Annotated in this window: 15 protein-coding genes; 5 read left to right on the plus strand and 10 right to left on the minus strand. The window is 72.3% G+C overall.

The genetic code is table 11. The annotated features are described in order from the left end of the window. Positions 1-21: 21 nt before the first annotated feature. The 9 genes from KDY119_RS07155 to KDY119_RS07195 all read right to left on the minus strand — a co-directional run bounded on the left by KDY119_RS07155 (position 22) and on the right by KDY119_RS07195 (position 9,499). Positions 22-1,290 carry an ABC transporter permease gene (locus KDY119_RS07155; protein WP_153022118.1) on the minus strand — a complete coding sequence of 423 codons (1,269 nt, stop codon included), beginning with the start codon at positions 1,288-1,290 and terminating at the stop codon, positions 22-24. Next, the gene (locus tag KDY119_RS07160) at positions 1,287-1,982 is read right to left on the minus strand and encodes an ABC transporter ATP-binding protein (RefSeq protein WP_036951407.1); all 696 of its coding nucleotides are present in this window, start codon (positions 1,980-1,982) and stop codon (positions 1,287-1,289) included. Before KDY119_RS07160 ends, KDY119_RS07155 begins: the two co-directional genes overlap by 4 nt. After that, positions 1,979-3,340, minus strand: a complete 1,362-nt coding sequence (locus KDY119_RS07165; RefSeq protein ID WP_153022119.1) for a peptidoglycan-binding protein — start codon at positions 3,338-3,340, stop codon at positions 1,979-1,981. Before KDY119_RS07165 ends, KDY119_RS07160 begins: the two co-directional genes overlap by 4 nt. Then, positions 3,337-4,215, minus strand: a complete 879-nt coding sequence (locus KDY119_RS07170) for a hypothetical protein (protein ID WP_148284191.1) — start codon at positions 4,213-4,215, stop codon at positions 3,337-3,339. Before KDY119_RS07170 ends, KDY119_RS07165 begins: the two co-directional genes overlap by 4 nt. Positions 4,216-4,321: 106 nt before the next feature. Continuing rightward, on the minus strand, positions 4,322-4,798 hold the full coding sequence (locus KDY119_RS07175; protein WP_153022120.1) for a peptidase inhibitor family I36 protein: 477 nt from the start codon (positions 4,796-4,798) through the stop codon (positions 4,322-4,324). A 126-nt stretch (positions 4,799-4,924) separates the two neighbouring features. Continuing rightward, positions 4,925-5,860 (minus strand): hypothetical protein, encoded by a 936-nt coding sequence (locus KDY119_RS07180; protein ID WP_036951398.1) that lies wholly within the window; start codon positions 5,858-5,860, stop codon positions 4,925-4,927. Between the two features lie 104 nt (positions 5,861-5,964). Continuing rightward, a complete protein-coding gene (locus tag KDY119_RS07185) occupies positions 5,965-6,609 on the minus strand; it encodes a response regulator (protein WP_036951395.1) in 645 nt (214 codons plus the stop codon). Then, complete coding sequence (locus KDY119_RS07190; protein WP_194174370.1) at positions 6,606-7,913, minus strand: sensor histidine kinase; 1,308 nt, start codon at positions 7,911-7,913, stop codon at positions 6,606-6,608. Before KDY119_RS07190 ends, KDY119_RS07185 begins: the two co-directional genes overlap by 4 nt. Before the next feature lie 77 nt (positions 7,914-7,990). Then, entirely contained in the window at positions 7,991-9,499 is a 1,509-nt protein-coding gene (locus KDY119_RS07195; RefSeq protein ID WP_051136753.1) for an NAD-dependent succinate-semialdehyde dehydrogenase, read from the minus strand. Between the two features lie 133 nt (positions 9,500-9,632). Here KDY119_RS07195 and dapA point away from each other — a divergent pair, with 133 nt between their 5' ends. From dapA to KDY119_RS07210, 3 genes are all read left to right on the plus strand, one after another. Next, a complete protein-coding gene (dapA, locus tag KDY119_RS07200) occupies positions 9,633-10,604 on the plus strand; it encodes a 4-hydroxy-tetrahydrodipicolinate synthase (protein WP_051136641.1) in 972 nt (323 codons plus the stop codon). Next, entirely contained in the window at positions 10,601-12,286 is a 1,686-nt protein-coding gene (locus KDY119_RS07205) for a ribonuclease J (RefSeq protein ID WP_036951393.1), read from the plus strand. Before dapA ends, KDY119_RS07205 begins: the two co-directional genes overlap by 4 nt. 366 nt (positions 12,287-12,652) lie before the next feature. Continuing rightward, entirely contained in the window at positions 12,653-15,214 is a 2,562-nt protein-coding gene (locus tag KDY119_RS07210; RefSeq protein ID WP_227994556.1) for a DNA translocase FtsK, read from the plus strand. Between the two features lie 310 nt (positions 15,215-15,524). Here KDY119_RS07210 and KDY119_RS07215 read toward each other — a convergent pair whose 3' ends face one another. After that, on the minus strand, positions 15,525-16,859 hold the full coding sequence (locus KDY119_RS07215) for a CapA family protein (RefSeq protein WP_051136640.1): 1,335 nt from the start codon (positions 16,857-16,859) through the stop codon (positions 15,525-15,527). 89 nt (positions 16,860-16,948) lie between these two features. Between KDY119_RS07215 and pgsA the strand changes: the two genes are divergently transcribed. Both pgsA and KDY119_RS07225 read left to right on the plus strand, forming a co-directional pair. Beyond that, positions 16,949-17,542 carry a CDP-diacylglycerol--glycerol-3-phosphate 3-phosphatidyltransferase gene (pgsA, locus tag KDY119_RS07220; protein WP_036951389.1) on the plus strand — a complete coding sequence of 198 codons (594 nt, stop codon included), beginning with the start codon at positions 16,949-16,951 and terminating at the stop codon, positions 17,540-17,542. Further along, the gene (locus KDY119_RS07225) at positions 17,539-18,057 is read left to right on the plus strand and encodes a CinA family protein (protein WP_036951386.1); all 519 of its coding nucleotides are present in this window, start codon (positions 17,539-17,541) and stop codon (positions 18,055-18,057) included. The genes pgsA and KDY119_RS07225 overlap by 4 nt, the downstream gene beginning before the upstream one ends. Positions 18,058-18,184 lie beyond the last annotated feature (127 nt).

Genomic DNA, 18,184 nt, shown 5'->3' on the forward strand with positions numbered 1-18,184 from the left:
GCCCGGCCTTCCCTGGGGGCATCAGTCGGCGCGGATCGCGAGGGCGGGGCTGACGCGGCCCGCGCGCCACGCCGGGTACGCGGAGGCTGCGATCCCGACGACGGCGCCCAGGACCGGTCCGACGACGGCCAGCCAGGGTGCGAGGCGGGCTGACCAGTCGTTGGCTGCTGCTACAGCGACGGTGGCTGTCAGCCCGAAGGCGCTTCCGGCGACGCCGCCGAGGAACCCGGTGACCGCACCCTCGCACCAGAACACCGCCGACACCGCGGGCCGGGAGGCCCCGAGTGCTCGCCGCAGCCCGATCTCGGGCGTGCGGGCGACGACGGCGACGACCATGGCGTTGGCGATGAGCAGCGCGGTCAAGGCCAGGAGGAACGCCCCGATCCACGCGCCGAGTCGGCCGAGCTGGTTGGAGACCCCGCGTCGCAGCGAGGCCAGCGACTCGACCTGGGAGGCGGCGAGCCGTTCGGGGGCGTCCGGCCGGACGGCCACCCGCACGACGCCCGCGACCCCCGCCCCGGCGCCGGGTGCGGTCCGCACCAGGAGCTGGGTGTCGCCGTCGGACCCGACGGCGGCGAGCACGCGCGCGTAGGGGAGCAGGACGGTGCCGGACACGTCCGCGCCGCCGTCCTCGGGGCGTGCGAAGCCCGCGACCCGGTACGTCGTGCCGCCGACGGAGATCGCGTAACCCGTCGGGTCGGTGGTGACCGGGACCCCGAGCGCCTTCGCCGCATCGACGCCGAGGAACGCGACGGTCTGGTCCGTGCCGAGCAGCCATGTCCTGCCGGGGTCGACGGTGTCTTGTGCGGCGTCGAGGTAGCCGGGGACGACGCCCGCGACCGTGAGATGGCGGATGGCGTCGGTGTCCCCGCCGCCGCCCTCCGCGGTCCCGGCCGGGGTCGCTGCCGGGGTGACGGTGTCGGGGCCGTGCCCCGACAGGTCGAGCCGGCGCCCGGCAGCCACGACACCCTGAACGGCGGTGGCGCGCGCCTCGGCGTCGCCCGGGAACACGCCGGCTGGGGCGTCCGGGGCGGCGCTCCCGTCGGCGGAGCTGCCCGCGTCGGCGTCCGCCGCCCCCTGCGCGACGGACACCGTGACCTGGTCGAGCGTGGACGCGGCGAGGTCCGCGCCGATCTGGTCGGCCGCCGTCGTCGACACCCCGACGGACGCGACGAGCGCTCCCGTGGACAGCGCGACGGCCGCGAGCATCAGCAGGCTGCGAGACCGGCGCGCGGACAGCTCGACGACGACGTCGCGCACGAGGTCGCCCCAGCGTTCGGTCGCCCTCATGCCACAGCCACCGCGGACGCGAGGTGCCCGGCGTCGAGCACGAGGGCGCGGTCGGCCCAGGCCGCGAGGCGTGGGTCGTGGGTGATGACGACGACGGCCGTGCCGCGGGCGGCCTGCTCGTCGAAGAGCCCGAGCACGGTGTCGGCGTTGGCGCCGTCGAGGTTGCCGGTGGGCTCGTCGGCGAGGAGGACGGGTGGCTGCGTGACGATCGCGCGGGCGATCGCGAGCCGCTGCTTCTCGCCCCCGGAGAGCAGGCGTCCGAGCGCCCCGGCGCGGTGGGTGAGCCCGACGCGTGCGAGGACGTCGGTGACGAGCGCTGCGCGGTCGGCCCGGGGCACCCGCGCGACCGCGAGCTTGAGCTCGACGTTCTCCGCGACCGTGCGGTGCCCGAGGACGTGCGAGTCCTGGAACACGAAGCCGAGCACGTCGGCGCGCAGTGCGTCGCGACCGGCGTGGGTGACGTCCGCGGTCTCGTGGCCGGCGAGCGCGTAGCTGCCGGACGACGGCTCGTCAAGCAGCCCCAGGATGTTGAGCAGCGTCGACTTGCCGGCGCCGGAGCGACCGACGATCGCGACCCGCTCGCCCGCACGGACCTCGAGGTCGACGCCGCGCAGCGCGTGGACGGGCGGGACGTCGCCAGCGGGCGCGTACGTCCGGGTCACGGCGGCGGCACGCAGCACGGGCGCGGTCATGACGCACCTCCGACGACGACCTGCTCGCCCTCGGCGATCCCGTCGCCTGTGACCATGGCGTACCCGTCGAGCTCGGCTTCCACGGTGACGGTGAGGTGGCGAAGCGAGCTCTTCTCGGAGCCTGAAGCTGAGGTCGAGGCTGAACCTGCGGTCGCGAGGACGTAGGTGCCGTCATGATCCTGGCGCAGCGCGACGACGGGCACGGTGAGGCCACGCGCCGCCTTGGCCTTCGCGCCCGCGGACCGGATCACGACCTTGTCGCCGTCCTCGAACGAGGCGTTCTTTTCCACGGGGAGCTTGATCGCGACGTCGTAACCGGGGGTCGAGTCGCTGTCGTCGGCGCTGGCCTTCTTGAACGCGCTCACGCTCGTGACCGTCGCGTGGACGGGGTCGCCGGTGGCGGCGACGTCCGCGACCGTCACCCTCGCGCCCTCGGCAAAGGTCTCAGCCTGCCCGACGTCGACGCGCGCCTTCGCGGTGGGCGCGCCGACGCGCAGGGTCGCGACCGAGCCGTCGACGAGCGTGCCGACCTTCTTCACGGCCACGACGCGCGCTCCGGCGGTCGGGACGTCGACGATCTCCGCGTAGGGGAGCGGAGTGTCGGCGGCGCGGCGCGCGGCAGCGAGGTCGGCGCCGGAGGAGTGGGCGCCGGACGTGCCGGCGTCGTTCTGCGCGTCGTCCCCGGCCCCGCCGCCGTCGCTGGTGCCTGCGCCGTCCGCCGCGCCCTGCTGCGCCGATCTGGCGGCCTGCTCCGCGTCGTCGAGCGCGGACTGCGCGTCGGCGGAGGGGGCGGGCGCCGTGACCCCGGCGCGGGAGTAGAGGGCGCGGACGGCTGCGGACGTGCCGGTGCCGTAGGTGCCGTCGGGCGTGCCGCGGTAGAGCCCGAGGGTCGCGAGCGCGTGCTGCAGCGCCTGGACGTCGGGGCCGCTCATCCCGGGGGTGAGGTTCCGGTAGAGGGTGAAGGGCAGCGCGAGCGCGATCACGGGCCGGCCCGAGACCTCGACGAGCGCGTCCCCCGGTTCCAGCAGCGAGCCCGCCTTCGCATCGACCCGCGTGACGACGCTGCGGCCGCCGTCCGAGGCCGGGACGCTGACGTCCAGGGTCGAGCCGGCCGACACGGTGCCGGTCAGCTCGGGGACCTGGGCGGGGAACGAGCGCGTCGCGACCGCCGCCGTCACGACGGGGTCGATGCTCGCGTTGCGGGTCGCCTCCTCCCAGGGGGAGCGGACGAACGTCCCGGCCGCGAACGCCGCCGCCATGGCGACGACGCACATGCCGACCCAGATGGCGATCCAGCGGGATCGCGAGCGAGCGCCCGGCAGCCGAGCGGCGCCGTCGCGGGCATGGTGGCGGGTCACTTGAAGTCCGGGTGGTCGCGCTGGTAGTCCGCGATGACATTCTTCGCCTTCACGAGCGCGGCGTCGATGCGCCGCCGCTGGGCGACGAGCTCCTTGTGGTACTTCGCGACGGTCGGTGCCTGCGCGTCGGCGACGAGTTCCGACAAACTCTCTACGTAATGGACCTGTGTCTTGCAGGAGACGACCTTAAGTGCGAGAGCGATCTGCTGGGGTGAGATGACGTTGACGTCGGAGCCCCTGACAAAGCCGGGGTTGCCAGGGTCGGGCTCGAGATCTGCTGCCTTGAGGCAGGCGTCGTAACTCGACTCCACCTTTTCGGCTGCCTCGCTCGCGAGAGCGCTGTTCGTGGCGGCGTTCGCGGCCTTCGCCCATGGGCCATTTGGAGCGATTGTGCGCGAGTCGAACGCCTTGGCGTGCGCGTGGCAAGCGTCAACCACGTTCCATTCCTCGTCGGTTAGCTTGCCGTTGTTTCGGGACGCAAGCGTGCCGCGGTGGGTGACATGTGGAGCTCCCTTGATGCCGTTTGCGACGAGGTCGGCGTCCGACTGGGCGCCAACAAAGCCATACTTCTCGGCGTATTCTTTGACCCAGACTCCAAAGTAGTTCGACGTGATGTTTGCGATATCGTGGGTCGGTGCAGACGGGTAGAACCGTACCCCCTGCTCGTTAGCGCATTCAGCGACTTTAATGGTGTAGGCCGATGTGAGAGTGTCATCTTCATCCGCGGAAACCGAGAACTGCTCGACTGGAAAGTGGATTATCCCGAGCTTCTTGTCGAGTCTCGTCTCTACGCTGTTCTGTCCATCAGCATTCGAGTCATGGGCTGAACACGAACTGAGGGCAATGCTTGCCAGAGATGTCATGACGATTGTCATGACGAGCCGCTTGTGGAATTTTGGCTGCACGGTGTGTATCCAATCTGCGCCTGAGGAGAACGTTCTCCGGGGCCTGAGGCACTGGACCTCGGGCCCCGGAAACGTGTCAGCTGCTGCAGCCGCTGAACTTGTAGCTGCTGATCCGGTTGTCCCAGTTCTCGCCCGCGTTGGTTCCCTTGCCTGCTCCGTTAGTCAGGTTGGGGTCTTGATAGTTTGCGGTCACAAGGGACTTGCTGTTGAGGTAGAAGTAGGCGCCGCTCCTCGTCGAGGTGTCGTAGTAGTAGGTCGAGCTGCAGGAGCCGCCGTTCGCCTCCGCGGAGCTCGCCGTGTCGTTGAGCTTGGTCCCGACGAGGCTGTCGTAGTCGGCCGACTTGCCGATGTACGTCCCCGAGGAGTTGTCCTCCATCCAGAGGCACGTGTAACCGACGTTGCAGTCCGCTGCCGCCTGCGCCGGCACGGCCGCACCGATTCCAGCGAGCAGCATGCCCACGAATGCGACGGCCAGTGCCACCGCCTTCTTGCTGATTCCCATTGCTGTCCTTTCGTGACGCCCGACCGGCTGCTGCCGGTCCTTGAGGCGCACGACAGATCCTGGCGTCAGATGATTGGCTGAGGTAACCGCCGATGGGGGGAGTTGTTCGTGGGGTCAGGGGATATCAGAGGGCTCGCTGGTGGGAACTTCGCCCCCCCCCGACTGGGTGACGGCTACTCACCCGGTCGGTCGCACGTCAGGATTCCTCGCCAGGTACTTCTTCGCGTCGGCGACGACGGCGTCGATCTTCGCCTTGCGTGCCGTGAGCTCGTGGGCGTACTTCTCGACGATCGGGGCCTCGAGCTGCGCCTCGATGTCGGCGAGTCGCTGGGCGTAGTGCACCTGCGTCTTGCATCGGACCACCGTCAGGGCGAGGGCGATCTGCTGGGCGTCGAGCACGTGCGCGTCGGCGCCCTTGGCCCAGCCGAGCCGCTCAGCGCCGGGCTCCGCGCCGGCGGCGCGGAGGCATGCGTCATAGTCGTCTTCCACCGGTCGAGTGAGGTCGGAGGTGGCGCTGTGATCGTCCTCGGTGGAAAGGATCTTCTCGTGTGCGGTTTGGCGAGCGAGGTCCCACGGGCCTTGCGGAGTGAGTCGGCTCAGGTCGAACCGCGTCGCGTCAGGGCCGGCCGCGCAGGCCTGGACGACCTTCTGCTGGGCGTCGTCGAGCGTGGCGTTCGGAGAGCCCTTCTCGCCGGGCAGCCGCTGGGCTTCGGGGGTGCCGGGGTGCGTCTGGCGTTGGACGTCCGTGGGTGACGATGGCTTCAGGAATCCGAACTTCTTCGCGTTCGCTTCGACCCACGGACCCTCGACCGGCCCCACGCGAAGGTCGTACGTGGAGTCCGCGAAGTAGGGGTCCCACGTCACCCCATGCTTCCCGGCGCACAGTGTGGTGGCGACCTGCTGCGCGTCCTGGGTGACGGCGTCGTCCTCCGGGCTGTCACGGAACCGGTCCATCGGCTCGACGACGGTCCCGCGCACGAGGTCCACGTCGGCGGTCAGGTCGAGGCCGCTCACGGGGGCGGGCGCGTCGTGCGAGCAGGCGCCCAGCGCGCCGGCGAGCGCGATCGCGAGGATCGCGGCGAGCGCGGACGCGGCAGGACGGGTCGAGGTCATGGCTCGAGCCTCGCGTCCGGGACCGGCTGGGTGACACCCGCGGCGGCGGGATCTTGGGCCGCCGCCCGGGGGAGATCACCCCCGCGTTCTTGGGGAGGGGCAGCCTACGAGACGAGGCCGCTGCGGTAGGCCGCGATGACAAGCTGCATGCGGTCCCGCTGCCCGGTCTTGCGGAGGATCTCGGACACGTGGGACTTCACGGTCTGGTCGCCGATGAACAGCTTGCGCGCGATCTCCGGGTTGGAGAGGCCCTCGGCGACGGCGAGGAGCACGTCGTGCTCGCGGGGCGTGAGGTCGTCGAGCCCGGGGAGTGCCGCGCGTTCGGGTTCGCGGGCGACGAAGTCGTGCACGAGCCTCGTCGTCACCCCTGGTCCGAGGAGCATCGAGCCCTCCGCGACCAGCCTCACGCCCTCGACGAGGCGTTCGGGTCCGACGTCCTTGAGGAGGAAGCCGCTCGCCCCGGCCCGCAACGCGTCGTAGACGTACTCGTCGAGGTCGAACGTCGTCAGGATGAGCACGCGCATGCTCGGGTGCCGCTCGGCGAGGAGCTGGGTGGCGCCGATGCCGTCGAGCACGGGCATGCGGACGTCGACCACCGCGACGTCCGGCTTGGTGCGTCCGACCAGCTCGAGCAGGCTCGCGCCGTCGGGCGCGGTGCCGACCACGTCGAGCCCGTTCGCGGCGTCGATGATCGCCGCGAACGCCGCGAGGACGACGGGCTGGTCGTCGGCGACCACGACGGTCGTCATCGCGAGATCACCGCCTGCAGGTCGAGCGGGATCGTCGCGACGACCCGGAAGACGCCGTCGCTCGCGCCGACCGCGAGCGCGCCGCCGAGCGCCTCGACGCGCTCGCGCATGCCGATGAGCCCCCGTCCGCCACCGTCACCGTGGGTAGGCGCCGAGCCTGGAGAGACCGGGTTCGTCACAGTCAGACCGGCGACGTCGCCGGCTCGCGTGAGCGCGAGCTCGACCGGCTGGTTCGGGGCGTGGCGCCGCGCATTGGTCAGGGCCTCCTGCGCGGCGCGGTAGAGCGCGTAGCCCGCAGGCACGGGGAGCGAAGCCGCGACATCGGAAGTGCCCTCCGCGAGCGTGACCTGTTGGCCTGCCTCGCGCGCCTGCTCGACGAGCGCGAGCGTGTCCGCGGCGGTCGGCTGGGGTGCGCGCGTTGCAGGGTCGGCGTCCTCGCTGCGGCGCAGCACCGCGAGCACCTGGCGCAGCTCGCCGAGCGCGCCCCGCGCGTCCTCGCCGATCGCCTTGAGGACGGTCCGCGCGTCGTCGTCGATGCCGGGGTACTGGAAGGGTGCGCCGTCCGCCCGCGCGACAACGAGCGAGATGTGGTGGGCGACGACGTCGTGCAGGTCACGCGCGAGCCGCGCCCGCTCCGCCGCCGCGGACTCGACCTCGGTGGCGCGCTGCATGAGCTCCGTCGCCGCGTCGCTGCGAGTCCGGGTGCGGCGGGCGAACCCGAGCAGCGACGAGGCACCGACGGCAACGACGACGACGCCCAGGTAGGTGCCGAGCGTCGCGAACCGGTCGCCCCAGTTGTAGCCCGCGATCGTGGCCGACGGATGGGACGGCACGAGTTCATAGACGTTGAGGGTCGCGAACACCACACTGACGACGACCGTGACCGCAACCGCGGGCAAGGCTTTGCGTGGTGCGTCGTAGGAGATCACGACGGCGACCGCCAGACAGGCCACGAGCCAGGCGCGCTGGAAGGAGTCGGTCATCGGGATTGTCAGGAACGGGAGGATGACGAGGACCGTGGCGAGCGCAGGAAAGCGCCGGGCGACGACGACACCCGCGATGGCGACGATGCTGGCCAACGCGGAGAGCGCATAGAAGCCTCCGCGGCGGTCCCCGAGGATCCAAGCCGCCGGGCCACGCAACCCCGAGAGCGCGTAGCCGACGGGTGTGCCCACGACCGGGATCAACGGGGTCAGCACGACGAGCTCGCCGACGGCGAGCGCGAGCAGCCCGGGCACCAGCCACGTCCAGAGGCTGCGGGCGCTCGGACGCGCACGAGCAGTGGTCGCGGTGGTGGCACTCACGCCTGACATGATCCGGCATCGCGCGACCGCGCGACCACACCGCACCGGTGGGCACATCTCCCCCGATCGGGGGAGCGTTACAGCTGGACGGCGGCGTACACCGTCTCCTGGTACTCCTCGATCCCGGCCTCGCCGCCCTCGCGCCCGAGCCCGGACTGCTTGAGCCCGCCGAACGGCGCGCTCGCGTCCGAGACGAGCCCACGGTTGATCCCGATCATCCCGGCCTCGAGCTCCTCCGTGAGGCGCAGCGCGCGCCCGACGTCGCGCGTGTACGCGTAGGCGACCAGCCCGTACTCGGTGCCGTTCGCGAGGCGCAGCGCCTCCTCGTCGGAGCCGAACCGCGTGACGGGCGCGACGGGCCCGAAGATCTCCTCGCCCAGCATCGCGGCGTCGGCGGGGACGTCCCCGAGCACGGTCGGCGCGTAGAAGAACCCGCGCCCCGCGGGGGCCTCGCCGCCGACCAGGACGCGTGCGCCGTCGTCGACGGCGTCCTGGACGAGGCCGCCGACCTTCTCGACGGCCTTCTCCTCGATGAGCGGCCCGACGTCGACACCGTCCTCGGTCCCACGCCCCAGCCTGCGCTTCGCGACGGCGGTGGCGAGCCGGGACGCGAACTCGTCGGCGACGGCGTCGTGCACGAGGAACCGGTTGGCCGCCACGCAGCTCTGCCCGGTGTTGCGGAGCTTGGCGACGAGCGCGCCCTCGACGGCCGCGTCGAGGTCCGCGTCCTCGAACACCAGGAAGGGCGCGTTGCCACCGAGCTCCATGGAGGTCTTGAGAACCTGCCCGGCCGCGGCCTCGAGCAGCGTCCGGCCGACGGCCGTCGACCCGGTGAACGAGAGCTTGCGCAGCCGGGGGTCCGAGAGCAGGGGCCCGGTCACCGCCGACGCCGACGACGTCGGGACGACGTTCACGACGCCCACCGGAAGGTCCCGGTCGGCGAGCTCGGACCGCAGGATCTCGGCGAGCGCGAGCGTCGTCAGCGGGGTGAGCCGCGCGGGCTTGATCACCACGGGACACCCGGCCGCGAGGGCCGGCGCGAGCTTGCGGGTGAGCATCGCGATGGGGAAGTTCCAGGGGGTCACGAGCAGCGCCGGGCCCACGGGGCGCCGCGACACGAGCTGGCGCGCACCGCCCGCGGGCGCCGGCCGGTACAGGCCCTCGAACCGGACGGCCTGCTCGGCGAACCAGCGCAGGAAGTCGGCGCCGTAGTCGACCTCGGCGCGCGCCTCCGCGAGCGGCTTGCCGCACTCCGCGGTGATCAGCGCGGCGAAGTCCTCGCGATGGTTCGTGACCCGCTGGTAGACGGCGCGCAGGAGCTCGGAGCGCTCGCGCGGGGCGACCGCACGCCAGGCCGGCCAGGCGTCCCACGCAGCTCCGAGCGCACGGTCGGCGTCCTCGGGCGTCCCGTCGGCGACGTCGAACAGGACCTCCTCGGTGGCGGGGTCCGCGACCTCGAACGTCTCCCCGGACGACGACGGCCCCCACGTCCCCCCGACGAGGAGCCCCGTCGGGACGTGCGCGGCGACGTCGGGCGGCAACGGGGCAGAGCCGGACGCGGGCAGGAGCGGGGCAGGGACGGACATCGTGGGCGCCTCCTCGACGGGTCTCGTGATCGTCGTCACCGGGCCTCCCAGTATGGGCACGGCGCGTCGGCGTAGGCAGTCCGGGACGGCGTCGGAGCACGGGTCTCAGGCCTCGTCGCGGTAGGTTTGGCCCATGGCCACCAGCACCGCGCTCGCCGCGCCGCGTCGACCGTTCGGCGCCGTCCTGACCGCGATGGTCACGCCCATGACGCCCGACGGCGAGATCGACCTGGACGCGGCGCAGAGCCTCGCCCGCCACCTGGTCGACGACGGCAACGACGGGCTCGTGCTCAACGGCACCACGGGCGAGGCGCCCACGACGCACGCCCAGGAGAAGGCCGACCTGATCGCCGCGGTCGTCGAGGCCGTGGGGGACCGGGCGCACGTCGTCGCGGGGGCCGGCTCGAACGACACGGACCACGCCGTCCGGATGGCCGAGCAGGCCGCCGACGCCGGAGCGCACGGGCTGCTCGTCGTCACGCCCTACTACTCGCGCCCCACGCAGGAGGGCCTCTACCAGCACATGGTGAAGGTCGCCGACGCGACCGACCTGCCGGTCATGGTCTACGACATCCCGGGCCGCGCGGGTCTCCGGATCGCGCCCGCCACCTACGAGCGGCTCGCCGAGCACGAGAGCTTCGTGGCGTCCAAGGACGCCACAGGTGATGTCGCGTCCGCGCTCAAGCTGATCGAGGCCACCGGCTGGGCCTGGTACTCCGGCGACGACGGCCTCCTCCTGCCCTTCCTGGCCGTCGGCGCGTCCGGCATCGTCGGCGTGAGCACGCACGTCGTCGCGCCCGAGTACGCGGCGGCCGTCCGCGCGTACGACCACGGCGACCACGCCGCGGCGCTCGGCCTCGCCCGACGGGTCGTGCCCGTGGTCGACGCGCTCAACGGCGGCGGTGCCCAGGCCGTCATGGCCAAGGCCGCCGTCGAGGCCCTCGGCCTCCTCGGCAACCGCCACCTGCGTCTCCCGAACGTCCAGGCCACCGACGCGGAGGCCGCCGCCGTGCGGGCCGCGCTCGAGCAGGCCGGCGTCTTCGACCGCGCCGCGCGCCCCCAGAACACTGCCCAGCACGAACCGGCCCCGGAGGTCGCCCGATGACACACCTGCACACCGAGCTCGCCCCGCCACCGCCCCTGCAGAAGGGCGCGCTGCGGATCGTCGCGCTCGGCGGCCTCGGCGAGGTCGGCCGCAACATGGCCGTCCTCGAGTACGACGGCAAGCTCCTCATCATCGACTGCGGCGTCCTCTTCCCCGAGGACAACCAGCCCGGCGTCGACCTGATCCTCCCCGACTTCGGGTACATCGAGGACCGCCTCCACGACGTCGAGGCCATCGTCCTCACGCACGGCCACGAGGACCACATCGGCGCCGTGCCCTACCTGCTGCGCCTGCGCCGCGACATCCCGCTCGTCGGCTCGCAGCTCACGCTCGCGTTCGTCGAGGCGAAGCTCAAGGAGCACCGCATCCAGCCCGTGACCCTCGCGGTCAAGGAGGGGCAGGTCGAGCAGCTCGGGGCGTTCCGGTGCGAGTTCGTCGCCGTGAACCACTCCATCCCGGACGCGCTCGCGGTCGCGGTCACGACCGGCGCGGGCACCGTCCTGCACACGGGCGACTTCAAGATGGACCAGCTCCCGCTCGACGGCCGGATCACCGACCTGCGTGCCTTCGCGCGCCTCGGCGAGCGCGGCGTCGACCTCTTCATGGTCGACTCGACCAACGCCGAGGTCCCCGGCTTCGTCACGCCCGAGCGCGAGATCGGCCCCGTCCTCGACTCGGTCTTCGCGGCCAGCGAGAAGCGGATCGTCGTCGCGTCGTTCTCCTCGCACGTCCACCGCGTCCAGCAGGTCCTCGACGCCGCGTACGCGCACGGCCGCAAGGTCGCGCTCGTCGGACGCTCGATGGTCCGGAACATGGGAATCGCCGCCGACCTCGGCTACCTGCGCGTCCCCGAGGGCGTCCTGGTGGACCTCAAGCAGGTCGACCAGCTCCGCGACGACGAGATCGTCCTGATGTGCACCGGCTCGCAGGGCGAGCCCATGGCTGCGCTCTCGCGGATCGCCAACCACGACCACCGCGTCAGCGTCGGCCCCGGCGACACGGTGATCCTCGCGAGCTCGCTCATCCCCGGCAACGAGAACGCCGTCTTCCGCGTGATCAACGGGCTGACCCGCCTGGGCGCGCGCGTCGTGCACAGCGGCAACGCACGCGTGCACGTCTCCGGCCACTCGGGCGCCGGCGAGCTGCTCTACTGCTACAACATCGTCAAGCCCAGGAACGTCATGCCCGTGCACGGCGAGGTCCGCCACCTCGTCGCGAACGCGGCGCTCGCCGTCAAGACGGGCGTGCCGCCGGAGCGCGTCGTGCTCGCCGAGGACGGCGTGGTCGTGGACCTCGTCGACGGCAAGGCGTCCGTCGTCGGGGCCGTGCCCTGCGGGCTCGTGTTCGTCGACGGGTCGAGCATCGGCGAGATCACCGAGGCCGAGCTCAAGGACCGCCGCATCCTCGGCGAGGAGGGCTTCGTGTCCGTCTTCGCCGTCGTGGACTCGGGCACCGGGAAGGTCATCGCCGGCCCGCAGATCCTCGCGCGCGGCCTCGCCGAGGACGACAAGGTCTTCGACGGGATCCTGCCGCAGGTCTCGAAGGCGCTCGAGGAGTCGATCGCGTCCGGCGCGAACGACACCTACCAGCTCCAGCAGGTCATGCGCCGGGTGGTCGGCCGGTGGGCGGGCACGAAGCTGCGCCGGCGTCCGATGATCGTGCCGGTGGTCGTGGAGGCCTGAGCGCCCTCGCTCGTGCGTGCGCGGCGCGCCTGACCGGCGATGACGCACCCGGGGGCTAGCGTGGGGCGCACCATGGCATCACGTACGCCCTCCTCTCGCAGCTCGTCCCGATCGAGCGGTTCGTCCGGCGGACGCCCGACGGCGACGCGTGCGACCGGCGCGCCCACGCGCGCCCGCACCGGCACGTCGTCGGGCCGTGCGTCGTCTTCGAAGTCGTCGTCGTCGCGCGGGACGTCCGGGGCCGCGGCCTCCAAGGGCGCGCCCAGGGGTCGCACCACGGCTCGCCGCCCGGCGTCCCGTCAGCCGGCCTGGCCCGTGCGCGCCGTCCGCGGGACGTGGATGGGCATCGCGCACGGACTCGGCGGCATGACACGCGGGATCTCGCACGGCGCCAAGGACCTCGACCCCGCCCACCGCCGCGATGGCGTCGCGTTCTTCCTCGTGGCCCTCGCCGTGGTCGTCGCCGCGCGCGAGTGGTGGGGGATCGCCGGCGGTTTCGGCGACGGCGTGCACGCGGTCGTGGCCGGGACGTTCGGGGTGGTCGGCGTCGCGGTGCCCGTGCTGCTGCTCTGGCTCGCCGTCCGGCTCATGCGTCACCCGGAGCGGGCGCAGGCCAACGGCCGCGTCGCGATCGGGGTCACGTTCGTCGTCGTCGCTGTCTGCGCGCTCGTAGCCATCGCCGACGACCTCCCCGCTCCGCGCGACGGGTTCGCCGCCGTGCGGGACGCCGGTGGCGTCGTCGGCTACCTCCTCGCGACGCCCGTCGCGACCGCGCTCACGCCCTGGTTCGCCGTCCCGATCTTCGTGCTGCTCGGCCTGTTCGGGCTGCTCGTCGTGACCGCGACCCCGGTCCACGCGATCCCCGAGCGATTCCGCTCGGCGTACCACATGCTCACGGGTTCGCCGCGGGACGAGGAGGCCTGGGACCCCGACGGCGACGGCCTCGAGCTCGCCGACGGCGTGTCCCGCCACGACGGGACCGACGACGACGCCCGTCCGGTCCGCAAGAAGTGCGAGACCCGGGCGCAGCGCAAGGAGCGTGAGCGCGAGGAGGCCGAGGAGACGGCGCGCCTGGCGGGGTACGCGGGCGACGAGGCGTTCGAGCAGGCGGCCGAGGTCGAGCGGACCCCCGAGCCCGCGAAGCGCCGGCGCGGCGCGGCCCGGCCTGCCGAGGCCGACCCGCACGACGCGCCGACCCAGGCGATCTCGGCGCTCGTGCCCGACGAGCCCGCCGAGGCCGCTCCGCCTCCTCCTCCGCCCGGCCCGCCGGCGTCCCGCGGGCCCGTGCCGAGGGGCGAGCAGCCCATGCTCGACGGCGAGACGGTCTACCTGCTGCCCAGCGAGGAGGTGCTCGTCAAGGGCGCGCCGCACAAGACCCGCTCGGCCGCGAACGATCGCGTCGTCGAGTCGCTCACGGGCGTCTTCGAGCAGTTCGACGTCGACGCCCAGGTCACGGGCTTCACGCGCGGCCCCACCGTGACCCGCTACGAGGTCGAGGTCGGCCCCAAGGTCAAGGTCGAGCGCATCACGTCGCTCTCCAACAACATCGCCTACGCCGTCGCCAGCGCCGACGTGCGGATCCTGTCGCCGATCCCGGGCAAGTCCGCGATCGGCATCGAGATCCCCAACACCGACCGCGAGACGGTCGTGCTCGGCGACGTCCTGCGCTCGAGCGCGGCTCGTCGCACCGAGCACCCCATGGTGATCGGTGTCGGCAAGGACGTCGAGGGCGGGTACGTCGTCGCGAACCTCGCGAAGATGCCGCACATCCTCGTCGCGGGCGCGACCGGAGCCGGCAAGTCGAGCTTCGTGAACTCGATGATCACGTCGATCCTCATGCGGGCCACGCCGGACCAGGTGCGGCTCGTGCTCGTCGACCCCAAGCGCGTCGAGCTGACGATCTACGAGGGCATCCCGCACCTCATCACCCCCATCATCACCAACCCGAAGAAGGCCGCTGAGGCTCTCGACTGGGTGGTGCGGGAGATGGACGCCCGCTACGACGACCTCGCCACGTTCGGGTACAAGCACATCGACGACTTCAACGCGGCCGTCCGGTCCGGCAAGGTCAAGCCGCTGCCGGGATCCGAGCGCAAGATCGCGCCCTACCCGTACCTGCTGGTCGTGGTCGACGAGCTCGCCGACCTCATGATGGTCGCCCCGCGCGACGTCGAGGCGTCGATCCAGCGCATCACGCAGCTCGCGCGAGCCGCGGGCATCCACCTGGTGCTCGCGACGCAGCGCCCGTCCGTCGACGTCGTCACCGGGCTCATCAAGGCCAACGTGCCGTCGCGCCTCGCGTTCGCCACCAGCTCGCTCGCCGACTCGCGGGTCGTCCTCGACCAGCCCGGCGCCGAGAAGCTGATCGGGCAGGGCGACGCGCTCTTCCTCCCCATGGGCTCCGCCAAGCCGATGCGCGTCCAGGGCGCGTGGGTGGGCGAGTCCGAGGTCCACGCCGTCGTCGAGCACGTCAAGACACAGCTCAAGCCCACCTATCGCGAGGACGTTACCGCTGCGGCCGCGTCCAAGAAGCAGGTCGACGAGGACATCGGTGACGACCTCGAGCTGCTGCTCCAGGCCGCCGAGCTCGTCGTCACCACCCAGTTCGGCTCGACGTCGATGCTGCAGCGCAAGCTGCGCGTCGGGTTCGCGAAGGCAGGACGGCTCATGGACCTGCTCGAGTCGCGCGAGATCGTCGGACCGTCCGAAGGGTCGAAGGCGCGCGAGGTCCTCGTCACGCCCGACGACCTGCCCGGGACGATCGCGATGCTGCGCGGCGAGCCCGCACCCGGCGGGGGCGTGTACGACCAGGCCGGAGAGGACGCCGTCGAGGCGTCGCGGCCGCCCGTCGCGCACGACTACGGCGACGGGGCGGACGACGCGTCCGACGACGACACCGACGCCTGGTCGCTGACCGGCCGAGGCTGAACGCGTCCCGTCGCCGACGGTGACGTGGTCGGGTTCGCGGGCGGACGCGGCGAGGTGACGCCCTTCACCACCTCCCCGCACCCGCCCGCCCGACGTGCGGCTCGCCGCGCTGACTCGGGGGCGGCGGCCGGTGCCGTGGTGCCGGGCGCCGTCTTCGGGAGGCCGAGCATGCGTTCCCACGCTCTCCGCAGCGCCGAGCATGCGAACACACCCCCGTTCGGCGCGCAGAACGGGGACGTTCGCATGGTCGGCGCGTTCGGGGGTGGCCGACCGCATGGTCGCCGCGGCGTCGCCGACGGCGGAGGCGTCCTCAGCCGGTTGAGGTGCTTGTCGAGGTCGAGATCTTCGGCGCCCCGGCGTGTGCGACGACCACGGGCGGTGCGCCGGTCGCCGTCGGGGGAGCGGTGCGTTCGGGCGCGGCCTTGCCGACGGCTTCCTTGACTCGGAAGAGCCGTGCGGCCAGCTCGGCGTGCGAGAGGTCGCCGACACCGCCCTTGCGGTTCAGGACGTCCGGGATCGCGTAGACGCGGTGCCCCCCGGTGCGGTCCACGGTGACGGGCGTCCACTCGAAGTCGGTGACCTTCGCCTTGCCGTGCGCCGGTGCAGTGACGGTGAGCGTGATGAGCAGGCCCGAGTCGGTCTGCGCGACGCAGCAGTCGGAGTCCTGGTTCGACAGCATGTTGCCCATCCCGTAGGCGACCCACATGCCCCGGCCTCCCACGCCGCCCGACAGCTTCACGACCGGTTGCGGGACGTGGGCGTGCGCCCCGAGGACCGCGTCGATCTGGCCCGACTTCGCGAGCGCCTTCATGACCTTCTTCTGGTCGGCGGTCGGGGTCGCGTCGTACTCGGTGCCGTCGTGGATCGACGCCAGGACGATGTCGGCGCCGGCCTTGCGCGCCGCCTTGGCCTCGGCGACGAGCTTGGTGGTGTCGTTGCGTGCCACGGCCCAGCCCTTGTCACCGACGTCGGCGATGCTGTTGAGCCCGAAGGTCGACGACAGGTGCGCGACCGTGATGGTCCGGCCGTCGCGCTGGAGACGGTAGAGCTGCGGGCTCGTGGCCTCCGTCTTCGTGCGGCCTGTCCCCGCATGTCCGAGGTGGTCGGCGTCGAACGTCGCGAGAGTCGCCGTCAGTCCGGCGAAACCGCGGTCCATCGAATGGTTGGACGCCGTCGAGCAGCCGTCCCAGCCCTGTTCCGCGAGGTCCTTCACGAGCACCGCGGGTGCCCCGAAGCTCGGGTACGTGCTGATGGCCGTGCCGGGCGGTGCGACGGGAACCTCCATGTGGCACAGGGCGAGGTCGGCGCCCTCGACCCAGGCGTCGAGCCCGGACAGCTCTTTCGAGAAGTCGTAGGTGCCGGTGCCGGTCTTCGCGTCGGCGATCACGTCGTTGTGGGGCAGTACGTCCCCGGCCGCGACGATGGTGAACACGGCGTCCTGCGGGGTCGGCGTGGGCGTCGGAGTCGACGTGACCGTCGCCGACGGCGTCCGCGTGGGCGTCGGGAGGACCGCAGGGTCGTGGGTGCCGCCGCCGTGGGCGGAGATAGCGAGGGTGACGAGGACGACGGTCGCCAGGAGGCCGACGGAGCCGGCGAGGAACCGCTGTCCGGTGCGAGAGGGGGCACGTCGCACATGTCGGGGCACCCGCAGACTCTACCCGGGTGAATCACCCTGCTCCCAGCTGCCTCCGGACGCCGGCACGGCCGGAGGCTGCCCTCGCCTAGGCTGTCGGGGTGAGCAACTCCGTCCGTGCGCAGTGGAACGTGGCGAACGCCATCACGGTCGTGCGGATCCTGCTGGTCCCGGTGTTCGTGCTGCTCCTCGTGACCGGCGGGTCCGGCGCCGACGAGCGCCCGGGCTGGCGGTGGGCGGCGTTCGCGCTGTTCGGCGTCGCAGCGCTCACCGACCGGGTGGACGGCCAGATCGCTCGTGCGCGCGGTCTCGTCACGGAGCTCGGCAAGCTGCTCGACCCCATCGCCGACAAGGCCCTCATGGGCGGGGCGCTCGTGACCCTGTCGGTGCTCGGCGACGTGCCGTGGTGGGTCACGGTCGTGATCCTGGTGCGCGAGGTCGGCATCACGGTCATGCGGTTCGTCGTGATCGACGAGGGCGTCATCCCCGCGTCGCGGGGCGGCAAGATCAAGACGTTCGTGCAGACGGTGGCCATCGGTCTCTTCGTCGCGCCCCTCGACCACCTGCCGTACGCGGTCACGGTGGTGGCGTGGTGCTTCATGGTCGTCGCCCTGGTGCTCACCGTCGTCACGGGCGTCGACTACGTGGCGGGTGTCAGGCGGGCGCACCGTGATGCGCGCGGGAGCGCGGTGTGAGCGGCGGACCCGACGCCGCACGCGTCCTCGAGCTGTGCCGCGTGCGCGGCTGGACGCTCGGCGTCGCGGAGTCCCTCACGGGCGGTGGGCTGACCAGCGCGTTCGTGGAGATCCCCGGCGCGTCCCTCGTGCTCCGCGGCGGTGTCGTGGCGTACGCGACGGACCTCAAGGCCCGCCTGCTGGGCGTCGACGGCGAGCTGCTCGGCCGGCTGGGCCCGGTCGCCGGGCCGACGGCGCTCGCGATGGCCGCGGGCGTGCGCCGGGCGACCGGCTCGGACGTGGGCCTGGCGACGACGGGAGTCGCGGGGCCGGACCCCCAGGACGGGCACGAGCCCGGGCTCGTCTTCGTCGCGTTCGTCGCTCCCGGCGCGACCGTGGTGCGTGAGCTGCACCTCCACGGTGACCGTGCCGCCGTGCGGGCGGACGCGGCGGCGGCGGCGCTCACCCTCGCGCTCGACGTGCTTCGCGGGCCGCGGCACGGGGCCGGCGAGCCGGAGATTTCGCCCCTGGCGTAGCGGAGACCGGGGGAAATGCGTGAGCGCCTCGTGTTCGCGGAACAACGGACCAGCCCTGTGCGTTAGATTGACCGTGATCAGTAAAAGGCCGATGAGCAGCAACAGGCCGAAGGGCCGTCCGGTCGCC

It is taken from the genome of Luteimicrobium xylanilyticum, assembly GCF_009429125.1.
GTDB lineage: Bacteria > Actinomycetota > Actinomycetes > Actinomycetales > Cellulomonadaceae > Luteimicrobium > Luteimicrobium xylanilyticum.